This window comes from Paenibacillus sp. FSL H7-0703, assembly GCF_038003485.1.
Classification (GTDB): Bacteria; Bacillota; Bacilli; order Paenibacillales; family Paenibacillaceae; genus Paenibacillus; species Paenibacillus polymyxa_B.
The window spans coordinates 2,963,598-2,975,470 of the sequence record NZ_JBBOPF010000001.1 but is presented as its reverse complement, the minus strand read 5'-3'; the positions used below and the strand labels follow the sequence as shown (position 1 = coordinate 2,975,470).

General features: G+C 45.7%; 8 protein-coding genes and 1 pseudogene. All 9 read right to left on the bottom strand.

Annotated features, from left to right (window positions below; all coding sequences use genetic code 11):
- Positions 1-114: 114 nt before the first annotated feature.
- Positions 115-3,159 (bottom strand): annotated as a pseudogene (locus MHB46_RS13065) (glycoside hydrolase family 2 TIM barrel-domain containing protein).
- A 52-nt stretch (positions 3,160-3,211) separates the two neighbouring features.
- Complete coding sequence (locus tag MHB46_RS13060) at positions 3,212-4,036, bottom strand: carbohydrate ABC transporter permease (RefSeq protein ID WP_025722097.1); 825 nt, start codon at positions 4,034-4,036, stop codon at positions 3,212-3,214.
- Positions 4,033-4,929: a carbohydrate ABC transporter permease gene (locus tag MHB46_RS13055; protein WP_013308301.1), complete on the bottom strand. Its 897-nt coding sequence runs from the start codon at positions 4,927-4,929 to the stop codon at positions 4,033-4,035. Before MHB46_RS13055 ends, MHB46_RS13060 begins: the two co-directional genes overlap by 4 nt.
- 101 nt (positions 4,930-5,030) lie before the next feature.
- Positions 5,031-6,320, bottom strand: a complete 1,290-nt coding sequence (locus MHB46_RS13050; RefSeq protein WP_053324404.1) for an ABC transporter substrate-binding protein — start codon at positions 6,318-6,320, stop codon at positions 5,031-5,033.
- Between the two features lie 215 nt (positions 6,321-6,535).
- Positions 6,536-6,679 (bottom strand): hypothetical protein, encoded by a 144-nt coding sequence (locus MHB46_RS13045; protein WP_165179568.1) that lies wholly within the window; start codon positions 6,677-6,679, stop codon positions 6,536-6,538.
- A 44-nt stretch (positions 6,680-6,723) separates the two neighbouring features.
- Positions 6,724-8,538 carry a cache domain-containing sensor histidine kinase gene (locus MHB46_RS13040; protein ID WP_341162542.1) on the bottom strand — a complete coding sequence of 605 codons (1,815 nt, stop codon included), beginning with the start codon at positions 8,536-8,538 and terminating at the stop codon, positions 6,724-6,726.
- Between the two features lie 38 nt (positions 8,539-8,576).
- Positions 8,577-10,136, bottom strand: coding sequence for a response regulator transcription factor (locus tag MHB46_RS13035; RefSeq protein ID WP_341162541.1), 1,560 nt, complete (start codon positions 10,134-10,136; stop codon positions 8,577-8,579).
- Positions 10,137-10,397: 261 nt separating this feature from the next.
- Positions 10,398-11,033: a uridine kinase gene (gene udk / locus MHB46_RS13030; RefSeq protein WP_254327286.1), complete on the bottom strand. Its 636-nt coding sequence runs from the start codon at positions 11,031-11,033 to the stop codon at positions 10,398-10,400.
- Between the two features lie 75 nt (positions 11,034-11,108).
- Complete coding sequence (locus MHB46_RS13025; RefSeq protein WP_341162540.1) at positions 11,109-11,630, bottom strand: ClbS/DfsB family four-helix bundle protein; 522 nt, start codon at positions 11,628-11,630, stop codon at positions 11,109-11,111.
- Between the last annotated feature and the right edge of the window lie 243 nt (positions 11,631-11,873).

The window sequence follows — 11,873 nt, the reverse complement described above, 5'->3', positions numbered from 1 at the left end:
TATTCTGCAAATACGTAAATACGTAAATACAAAAGCCCTTCCAGCTTTAGCTTCTCATGAGGGAAGCAGCGGAAGGGCTTTTGTTATATATACTTGTCTATGCAGGGAGTATATTTATATCCGCTGCACGGTAAATTCGAATTCCAGCTTTTGATCGGCTGTAATTTGGTATTCTTCATGTACCGGGGCTCCCCAGCTATCGTCGCCGCCTACGCCCATTTGCTTGCCAGCTACGGTGACAACGGTGTAGTACACGTTGGGCAGCTCATACAGATGGTAGGCATTTTCCAGCTCAAAGGCTGTATACGGAGAAATATTGCATTCCACCGGTGCGGTAGCAGGTGCAGTAATGCGTATACCTCGCTGAGAATCGTCGGTAATATCGACACGGCGCACGCCTGTACGATTGCCGGATTCCTGCGGTACGACATACCCGGATACGTTATCCGCAGCTTCGTTGCGGAATACGCCTAGTCTTGCGCCAAAGGCACGGTCGATGTAATTCTCTTCCGGTCCCATCGCGTACCAGTCCAGATGGCGATAGTCCGCTGGAACCTTGAACGAAAGGGCAAAGATCGGCAGGTTAGGCAATCCTGAGACGCCTTCATAAGTCGATTTTACGTTCAGACTGCCATCCGCCAAGACGGTGTAGGCTACCGTTACCTGTGCGTCTGCATGAATGCTCAGCGTGTAGCGGAATGTAACGGTTACACGGTCTGTTTGTTCTTCCGTAACCTCGATGCCCACGCATTTACGTGTCAGACTTGCAGCGAACCAGCCACCGGCTTCAAAGCCTAGTGCGGTTCCCCGATCATTGTCTGTGGTCGCCCGCCAGAACAATGGAGCAGGAGGCATGGCGATCATCTCACGTCCGGCGTAGCGAAGTGAAGTCAGGCTGCCTGCTCCTTTGGAGAACATCATACTGAAATCTGCACCGTGAACACCAATGTTAACATCGCCATGCACCACTCGTAAGGCACCGACCGTAGGGATCTTCAGTGGATTTGGATCTTCCACGATGAAAATATGTTGTCCGAAGGCCACTTCGTGTCCAGCCTCAGCCCAAAGCGTCGCTTCCTTCAAAACCAGAGCGGTGTGAATAACATACTCACCAGGCTTTCCATCCGTATTAGGGAACGTTAGTGGAATATAGGCTTCGGTCTGAGCCGCTACATCTACATGAATGGCATTACGTGCGATTTCTTGGCCTTCATGCAGCAGGCTATATACTAACTCATAGTCGCCTGTTCCCTCGAACAGGTTTTCATTGCGCAGGGTTACACCGCTGCGATCCGGGGTGAGCTTCAGATTTTGATACAGGAATTTGACCTCCTGCATCTTCGGTGAAACCTTCCGGTCTGCATAGACAATTCCGTCCGTACAGAAGCCATAGTCTGTGGCACGGTCGTCAAAGTCGCCGCCAATCGCGAGGTACTCGCGTCCGTAGCGATCTTTTTTCATAACAGCCTGATCAATATAATCCCAAATAAAACCGCCCTGATACAGCTCGTATTTGTTCTCCAGCTCTGTATACTTGTGCATGCCGCCTACGGAATTACCCATCGCATGCATGTATTCGCAACTGATATACGGCTTTTGCGGATTGTCGTTCAGATATTGCTCGATATCTGCGGGTTTGGCGTACATCCGGCTCTCCATATCGCTGGTATCATCGTACGTACGGTTGTGAAACACGCCTTCGTAGTGCACTAAACGGCTCGGGTCGGTGGCTCGGAAATAGTTGGCGACATTGCGCAGCACTTCACCTGCATACGACTCATTGCCGCAGGACCAGATTAGAATGGACGCATGGTTTTTGTCCCGTTCCAGCATGGAAATGGCGCGATCCATGACGATATCCTGCCACTCAGGCAGATTGGCGGGAATATTCCACGATGGCTCGACGGCACCGAGTTTTTGCCAGGAACCGTGTGTTTCCAAGTTCATTTCATCAATTACATAGACCCCGTACTCATCGCATAGCTCATACCACAGAGTCTGGTTTGGATAATGAGAGGTACGAACAGCGTTCATATTGTTCTGCTTGAGCGTTCGGATATCCCACAGCATATCTTCACGGGAAATCGCACGTCCGGTGCGAGCGTTAAATTCATGGCGGTTCACACCTTTAAAGACGATACGTTTGCCGTTCAAATGCATGACCTTGTTGATCAGCTCAAATTTACGGAAGCCAATTTTTTGTGGAATGACTTCCACGAGCGATCCACTGGCATCATAAATTTGAATGAACAACGTGTATAAATAGGGTTTCTCGGCGCTCCAGCGCTGCACTTGCTCCAAGATTGCTGACAGCGAAGCTGTGCCATCAGTAAAGTCGGCTTTCAAAGAAGCTACAACATGGCCGGTAGCATCTTTCACATCGACAGTTGCATAGGCCGTTGCCGGCTTTTCCAAGGTCAATTTCAGCTCCAGAAGGCCCTGCGTGTAGGAAGCATCCAGATCCGCTTTAGCATGCAAGTCACGTACGTGAACCGTAGGGATGGTATAGAGATATACGTCTCTGAAAATACCGGAAAAACGCCAAAAGTCCTGATCCTCCAGTCACGCTCCCGTACTTCTTTGATATACCTCTACTGCCAGCTTGTTTTCGCCTGCTTGCAGGAACGGTGTCAGTTCAAAATCAGACGGTGTAAAGCTGTCCTCGCTGTAACCGACAAATTGTCCGTTCAGCCATACATAGAAAGCCGACTCGACGCCTTGGAAAGAAATGAACACAGGCTGCGCGCCCGAAGCCATATTTTCCGGCAAAACAAAGCTTTTGATATAGCTCCCGACCGGGTTGTGGTCCTCCGGAATATGGGGTGGGCGAACGTCCGAATGTCCGTCCCACGGATACATCGTATTCACGTACTGCATTTGGCCAAAGCCTTGCGTCTGAATGTGACCCGGCACCTGAATTTCGCTCCAGCCGCCATACTCAAAGCCAAGGGCATAGAACTCTACCGGACGGCTGGCTGGATTCGTTGCATAGTTAAACTTCCAGCTCCCATTCAGGCTATGACGCCAAGCCATATCAGCTTGCTGCTCCGCTTCTTGAAGCGTAGCGTAATATTTGTGATCGGAATAGGCGGGCAACCGATGTACAGCAAATTTGGTTACGTCGGTCAGCCAGTCCAGACTAGGGGTATGGATGGTCAAGGCGAACACTCCTTATTTTTAAAATGAAATGAAGAACGTACACAGAAATCTGTTATTTTACCGAACCCACCATGCCCGCTACAAAGTGTTTCTGCATCAGGAAGAATACCAGTGCAGTCGGCAGTGTGGACAGAACAATGGCGATCATGATGACACCGTAATCCGGTGCATAGCTGGAGCCAAGGTTCGAGATCAACAGCGGAATCGTTTGATTCTCCGGCGTTTGCAGCACTATCAGAGGCCAGAGGTAGTTGTTCCAGCTGGACATGAATGTGATGATCGCGGCAGCGGCATAGGTTGTTTTCATCGTAGGCATATACACCCGGAAGAACAGACCCAGCTCGGATAATCCATCCATACGGCCTGCTTCCAGTAGATCCTTTGGAAACATCTTGGTGCTTTGACGGAAAAAGAAGATCAGGAACGCCGTAGTTACGGTCGGAATGACGACAGAAGAGAGTGTATCAATACCGATCCACGGTATGACATTAGAAATGCTGCCGAACATCCGGTAGAGCGGGATCATGATCGCCGCAAACGGAATCATCATAGACATCAGCAGGATATTGAAGACAACGTCTTTCGCTTTACTTCTGTAAATTTCAAAGCCATAACCGGCCAGTGATGCGATTAGCATAGCCAGCAGCGTAGTTGAGATAGAGACTTTTGCAGAGTTACTTAGTGCGGTAACGATGTCTACTTTTTCGAGCAGATTGTGCATGTTATCCATCAGATGGGAGCCAGGCAGAAGCTTGCCTTTGGTCACATCGACTGACAGGTTCGTGGAGCTGGATAGCATCCAGAGGAACGGGAAAATCGAAACGAACGACACAATGATCAGAAAGGCGTACGTAAATGCTCTTTTTGTTTTCATCATTTTTTCTCACCTGCCACTTTGAACTGGATAATCGACAAGATAATGATCATAATGACGATGGAATAAGATACGGTCGCCGCATAACCAAAGTCGGATGAATATTTGAAGGACAAATTGTAAATATATTGCGAAATTGAAGATGTCGCGTTCCCTGGCCCACCCTTGGTAATATTCATAATTTCATCGAAGAGTTGAAGTGTACCAATTGTTGATGTAATCGAAGTGAACAGGATAATCGGCTTAAGCAGTGGAACCGTAATGCTGAAAAACTGTCGGATCGGGGAAGCTCCGTCAATACGGGCCGCTTCGTAAATGGAACTGTCAATGTTCTGAAGACCGGACAGGTAAAAGATCATATTGTAACCAGTCCAGCGCCATGTGATCGCGATAATAATCGTAACCTTGGCCCAGAAAGGATCTGTAATCCATTGGATGGGCGTGCCAATCACGTGCAGATTCAGCAATAAGGAGTTTACCAGACCGTCGGACGAGAACAGGTACTTGAAGACAACCGAGTATGCTACAAGGGATGTGATACACGGCAAGAAGATGGCTGTGCGGAAAAAGCCCTTGAATTTCAGGTTTTTATCATTCAACAATACCGAAATGAACAGAGCCAGAATGACCATCAAAGGTACTTGGAAAATCAAATAGATAAACGTATTCTTCACGGCGGTTATAAACATTTTATCGGTGAACAGTCGCTTGTAGTTATCAATGCCGTTAAAGCTCAGATTAGACCCTGTACCTGTCTTAAAGGACAAGATAAGCGCCTGAATCATCGGATAGAAATAAAAAGCGGCGATCATGATCACTGCGATGGATATGAACAACCATCCTGTCATACCTGCTTTGAGACGTGTTGTAGTTATTTTGGGCGCGGCTGTCTTCATACCATGTCAACTCCCTGTGCAGCAATAAAACCTTGAACTCGCAAGCCCAAGGTTTTAAGTGCTTATCGTTTTATTGTTTAGCCTTGGCTAGATGGACTGTCTTATTTAAGCTGTGCTTCCGCCTGTCCTTGAGCATCTTTCAGAACTGCGTCTACATCTTTTCCGTTCAGATAGTTTTGAATTTCAACGGTCATGATATCCTCAATGGCATACGTGTGCAGGCCATAATTGACTTTTGGAACTTGTTTAGTCCATTCTGCAAATTTCTTGTAGACTTTGTCGCCACCGAAGTACGGATCTTCCACGTCATAAGCTTTACCGCTGGAAGCTGCGTTCAATGAACCAACAATTCCAATTTTGCTCAGCATATCTTGATACAGTTCTTGATCTGTTCCGAATGTCTCTTTCAGGAAATCAGCAGCGGTATCTTGACCGTCCGAGTTAAGGACATACCAGGAGCTGCCGCCGAGGCTGGAAGCATTCACGGATTCAGGTATATTTTTCAGCTTAGGGAAAGGAACAACGGCCCATTTACCCGATTGTGAAGCTTCAGCTTTGATCGAAGGTGTAATCCAGTTACCTGTAGGTACGGAAGCAACTGCACCGCTGTTGAATGCGGCCAAGAACTGACTCCAGTCGGCATTCATTTTAACAATATTGGCGTCGAACAAGGATTTGTACGTCAAGAGCGCTTCTTTCAGAGCTGGATTACCAGCCAGGTTTGGTGTTTTACCGTCTTCTTTCAGGTACCATGAACCTGCAGTTTGGATCATACCACGGATCAGACCGAGGTCATTCGGATCTTGAGTCAGCATTTCTTTGCCTGTTTTTTGTTTTACGGCTTTACCGATTTCAATGAATTTGTCCCAATCAATGTTGGTCAGGTCCGCTACTTTGTAGCCGGCTTGTTCCAGATAATCCGTTCTTACATACAGTCCCATAACACCGGAGTCGAATGGAACACCGTATTGCTTGCCATTGTAGCTAGTCGGTCCGATTTTATAATCAGCAAAGTCGGATGCTTTGATCGTGCTGCTCATATCATGGAAAGAATCGGGATAGGCTTGCAGGAAGTTCTGTGCCCGATAATCCTCAATCAGAACCACGTTCGGCAATCCTTTGGTAGATCCGGAGTTAAGGCCGGCATTCATTTTTTGTACGATATCGTTTTGAGCATATTCAACAATGTTTACGGTTACATCTGGATGTTTGGCAACGTAGCGATCTTTTGCCAGCTTCAGGGCTGCGATATTAAAGTTCGGGTCCCAAGCCCAGACGGTGATTTCTTTTTTGCCTGAATCTGTGGTAGTAGCTGCTTTCTCGGAATTGCTGGAGCATGCGGATAGCAAGATCAAGCTTGCAATCAGCAGAAGGAAAGTCATTTTTTTCATTTTGTTCAACCCCTACTCTTTTTTATATGTTGCTTGCTAGTTCTAAACCTCTTGAATGAAAGCGGTTACCTTATTTATAAATCTAGTGTACCATCCATACTTTGTCGGCGTTAGGAATATCTTTATACGGATTGGTCTTATTATTATGATTTATCAAAAAAGGTATCGCTTACATTTGTATTTTGTTTTGGTTTAGGTACTTTTTTTAGGTTGAATTAAAGTTGTTCACGAAGCGCCACTGCGCGGCCGGATGGTGCTTCCCATCGCTGTTGTATCCAGATTTCTTTATTCAAATTATATAAGGTTGAAATCCGGATACAAAGGCGACCGCTACGCTTGTACAGCACCATTCCGCCCACTCCGTTCTTGTTCCACCTTCTTTGTTTAGTTCAGTCTATATTTTTTATGGGGTAGGAGGGGCGGGTTTTACGATCAATGGCAGGGTCATTCTGACTTTGGTGCCCTCGCCTTTTTTACTGGAGATGGTCACGCCGTATTCTTCTCCATATAAAAGGGTAATGCGGTTGTGCACATTCTGGATGCCGATGCCTGTGAACAGTTGGCGCTTGCTCTTGGGATTCGGCAGTCCGTCCTGCGCCGTATGCCCGTTCAATTCCATACCGTCTCCATCATCGACCACCTCACAGATCAATGTATCCTCCGTTTTGGACACCAATATATAGATGTGGCCTACATTTTTTTCATTAAACGCATGGAAAAAAGAGTTTTCGATAAAAGGCTGAATGATGAGCTTGGGCACATGGTACTCCAGACAATCGGGTGATACAAAATAATTCACTTGTACCCGCTGCCCGTAGCGTACATGGTTAATGAACACATAATTTTGCATGTTGGCCATTTCCTGCTCGATGGTGATCGTTTCACTCACATTGCTGATTGTATTTTGCAGTAAGGAAATGAGTGCATTGATCGTCTCGGCGGCTGTTTCCTTGTTTCCTTTGAGCACCAGCATTTTGATCGAAGCCAGTGTATTGTACAGAAAATGCGGATTGATCTGCCGTTGTAGTGCAGCAAGCTCTGCGTTCCGTTGACCCTTTTGCGTCTCTAAAAGCTTACGGATATAGTCATTTAGTTCATCCAGCATGTAGTTGTAAGCATGACTTAATTGTCTAACCTCATAGCTGCCCGTTACCGGGATATAATTATCAAAATTCTTCTCGCGTATGGTCGACATTTGCTTCACCAGTCGAGTCAGCGAACGAATCAGTCGACGGGATATCAGAAAAACGATCACCAAAGCAATCAGTACGATGGCAATGCAGATCCATACAACGGATTTAACGTCAATAATTTGCCCAATCGCAGCTTGTCTGTCAATCATGTTCACCAGATAAAAATCAAATGAAGGGATATAGTTGGAAAGGAGGATACTCTCCTTATTCATCACATCCGCATTAATGTAGTTAAGTCCCTGTTCGTTGATTTTTGTGGCATAGCCTAGCAGCTCACTAGAGCGTTGTCCGATCAGATCCTGGCGGTTGCTTGATACAATTAATCCCGACTTGTCCAAAATAAGCACATCATTGCCGTTGCTCGTGAAATTGTTGTAGAAACGGCGAAATTCAGGCTCTCGGATAGCGATGTAGATCATGCCGTACAGGGTGCCGCTGGTCCGCTCCATAAATGGTTTGGAGGCGATGATGTAGGGTGTTGGCTTTTGCGCGGTACTATTCATTTGTTGTTGAAATAATTCAGTATCCAATTGATACATAAGCTGTGCCGGTCGTGCTACACTTCGGGCTGTAATAGCACTGCTTTTAAGCTCTTCCGCAGTTACAGGCCAATAGGACGAGTCGGAGTAAAAGCTCCGGCCGTTCAGACCTGTTACAGCGACACCGACATCATAGGCATCCACGTTCGATTTAATTTGCTTCATTTGCTGTGCCATTCCGAAGTAAATCCTCGCCGAGTTAATCGAGTCAGATTGACCGCCAGTCAGATAGTTCTTGACCGTTCCATTTTCCGAAGCATGGGTTACAGCATTCACGATAGAATCATTGAAGGATTCAAAGCTGGATTGAATCTGGCTGAGTACCTTGGCATTTGTAATACTGAATGTCTCCGCAAAAAGTCGTTCAGACATCCGAATCGTCACCAAAGAGGTCAGCAAGGACACCGCAGTGATGCTGACCACCATAACAATAAAGATTTTGAAGAACAGACCTTGATATTTGATCTTATGGATATATCTTTTCATATGCAATCTCTTTTCTGCTGGCAGATGTGGCTTACTCTCTAATAGAGATGCTCCCGGCGGTACTGACTGGGCGAGTAACCCTTCACTTTTTTGAACACTTTGGTAAAATAGCTGGGGTCCGAATAGCCTACCGTGCTGCTAATATCCGAAATGGACATCATCCCCGACCGTAGTAACTCTGCGGCTTTTTCAACCCGAATTTTGTTGAGATACTCGCTAAAACCTTCTGTATGGTGTGCCGTAAAATAACTGGACAAGTAGGAAGGGTTAAAGTGAAAATATTGCCCAAGTGTCGTCAAATTGAGCGTTTCAGCATGATGCTCCTCAATATACTCCAGCAGTTTTTTCATGCTTGCGCTACTTCCTTGCTGTGTTTTAGCCATGATCTGTCTGTTCGCTTCCTCCAAAAAAGTCTCCAGAAGGCGCACGGCTTCATGTACATGAGGGGCATCATTAATTGTTTTGAAATAGGAATATTTCGCCGCATCTAACTCCTTCATATCATACCCCTGATTCCCGAGCAAAATCGTAATGTTGAACACGATATTTCCGAGAAGCGATTTGAATTCAAAAGCGGTAGAGGTATAGTTGCCGGACATGGCGGCTACATAGGATCTCAAATCCTGAAAAGCTGTATCAAAATGCTCACGCTTCATCTCTTCTGTAAATTGTTTTAAGTTGAACGAGCTGTTCACCTGTACAGGCGGAGGGAGTTCGTCTTCTATTAGCAGCGCTATTCCTGGAAAATAAAAGCGGTAACTCAGCAGTTTTGGCAGTTCATTCTGATAGACGTCACTAATCTGATTGAAGTCATCAAATAAATGGCTAACTGCCCAGCCTGTCTGTGGATCGACCCGCTTTGTCTCCTGAGCAACTTCCCTAACCGCAGCCATCCAGGCGTCTACTTCCCGTGGATCAAGATTGGCTAAAAACACAGCCGCATAGACATCGGACGGCAGTTGTCGCAGTACGATGTGCGCACAGGCAGAGGACACTTGATCTGATAGCTTGGAAAATAGGTCCGAGGCAGAGATAGAGCGTCCTTTATTCTGCGGTGCTGACTGTTCCACGCCTATGAGCGCAAAACGGCTATAAGGAAATGCTTGCTTCAGCAACTCAGCGTCATAGTCCATGCTATACCCGGAGATCAGCTTTTCGATCACATGATCTATCGTAATTTGACTATTCCCGGCATCTGCTTGATATTGAATGGATGGAATTTTGCGAGCGGTTCTCTGGAGCACCTGGAGCAGCTCATCCGTGTCTAGCTTGGGCTTTAAAATATAGTCAGCAACCCCTTGCTGAAAGGTGGATCGCACGTAATTAAACTCGCCGTAACTGCTAAGTACAATGACTTCGATATCTGGATAGTTCTGTCTGACTATGCGCGTCAGCTCCTCGCCATCCATGATCGGCATTACGATATCTGTAATGACTATATGAGGGCGCAAGGTTTCAATTAGCTCCAATGCTTCTTTCCCGTTAGAAGCTTCACCTACAATTCGAAATCCATACTGTTCCCACGACAAGTGGTGTTTGATCCCTTGCCGTACCAATATCTCATCATCCACAATCAAAATGTTGCATAGCTCATTCATGGCAGCACTCTCCGTAATTATACCTATTCGAGGATTTTGCAAAAATCCTGATTCAAAAAAAACCTCCATCACGTGGACGTCATATCATCTGAGGCACATATTTGACAACGCTTCCAACTTAGCTTAAATCTAAAGCATTTAATCTTTACATGCTAACATAAACCACGCGGGGATTCCAAAAAAAATTTAGTCCAAATGGCATATAAAACAACAAAAAAGGCAGCCGAGAAAATCTCGACAGCCTAAACAACCGGGATTACCTTATACAGTACCCCATGTCCGATCTCCTGCCAAATATTTTTCAGTCAAAATAGACAGCAGTTGAATACCAACCTCATTGTGTCCTCCCTCAGGAAGGATCAGGTCAGCGTATTTCTTGGAAGGCTCAATAAATGCCTCATGCATCGGCTTAACCGTAGTCAAATAGTGATCGTGGATCGAATGGATGGTGCGGCCGCGTTCCTCAATATCGCGAAGAACCCGACGGAGAATACGCACATCAGGGTCAGTATCCACAAATACTTTGATGTCAAGCAGGCTACGGAGTTTTTCGTCTGACAGTACGTGCAGACCTTCCAACATAACGATATGATTTGGCAGAAGCTCTACCGTCTCGTCCGTGGAGCGGGCATGAACTGTAAAGTCATACACTGGCGCTTGTGTCGCTTGTCCTTTTTTCAGACAGTGGAGATGCTCAATAAGCAATTCGTTGTCAAAGGCAAACGGATGATCATAATTGACCAAAGCACGTTCATCATAGCTCAGATGTGAATGGTCTTTATAATAGTTATCCTGAGATATGAAAGTCACTTTATTAGATCCCAGACGCTCAACGACGGCGCGTGCTACCGTCGATTTACCGGAACCTGTACCGCCGGCAATACCAATAATAAGCATGGCGTTTCACTTACCCTTCCCTAAATGTATCCCGATACAACTCAAGTATTGTAGCACAATGCACACTTTTTTTCATCACTGTTGAACTTTGTATTTCTTCCATTTCCGTATCTTGGCTCTGAATGTTTTAAACGGTGCCACCGAGTTGATGTGAATCCATCTTGCCATGGGCCATTTCGGATTAGTCCCTGTCCAGTCGTGAACGCCCTGAGTGAAGAGCTCTTCATGACTAAGTGTGTCGATCCAATCCAGCCACTTTTGCTCAGCCAACTTGAACATATCGCGTAATTCACGTAAAGATTGGTGGGAATAGGTCTTGTAAAATGATTGATATAGTTCGCCTAGTCTATTCCATTTATAATTGGGGGCGGGCATGATGACGGTTTTTCCTTCCCGTTCGTCCCTGTCCCATGCCATGACAAGATGAAGCCATCCGAGCTGGTAGGCGATCATTTCTGCGGGTGTTTTATCTACTTCGGGGATACGAATATCCTTTTGGCTCTCGTCGATCTCCTGGAACTCACCGTCAAATCGTAAGTAGGAGGCATGAATGGCTTCTTTTAATTCCAATTTGGAAGCGTATTCGTAGCTGGACATCTCATCGCTCCTTTAAATGATATGGATGATACTCACCCCTTTATATGTACCATTCCCAATATGACAACCGTATGTCTTATTCAAAAATAAAAAAATATTGTTTTTTGTGATTTTATGAAATAGCATTTAGCGTGTTCATGAAACAGGATGCAAAATTAATAGAGAAATTAAGACAAAAGATAAGTAATTAGACATATTTTAATATTTATTTAAGTGTCTATAATTATTGGAGTATAGCGCTTA

Bases quoted from the DNA above. Each gene is read 5' to 3' on its own strand.
- MHB46_RS13050 (WP_053324404.1), bottom strand. From the start codon at position 6,320: ATGAAAAAAATGACTTTCCTTCTGCTGATTGCAAGCTTGATCTTGCTA.
- MHB46_RS13025 (WP_341162540.1), bottom strand. From the start codon at position 11,630: ATGTCCAGCTACGAATACGCTTCCAAATTGGAATTAAAAGAAGCCATT.
- MHB46_RS13040 (WP_341162542.1), bottom strand. From the start codon at position 8,538: ATGAAAAGATATATCCATAAGATCAAATATCAAGGTCTGTTCTTCAAA.
- MHB46_RS13060 (WP_025722097.1), bottom strand. From the start codon at position 4,036: ATGATGAAAACAAAAAGAGCATTTACGTACGCCTTTCTGATCATTGTG.
- MHB46_RS13035 (WP_341162541.1), bottom strand. From the start codon at position 10,136: ATGAATGAGCTATGCAACATTTTGATTGTGGATGATGAGATATTGGTA.
- MHB46_RS13055 (WP_013308301.1), bottom strand. From the start codon at position 4,929: ATGAAGACAGCCGCGCCCAAAATAACTACAACACGTCTCAAAGCAGGT.
- udk (WP_254327286.1), bottom strand. From the start codon at position 11,033: ATGCTTATTATTGGTATTGCCGGCGGTACAGGTTCCGGTAAATCGACG.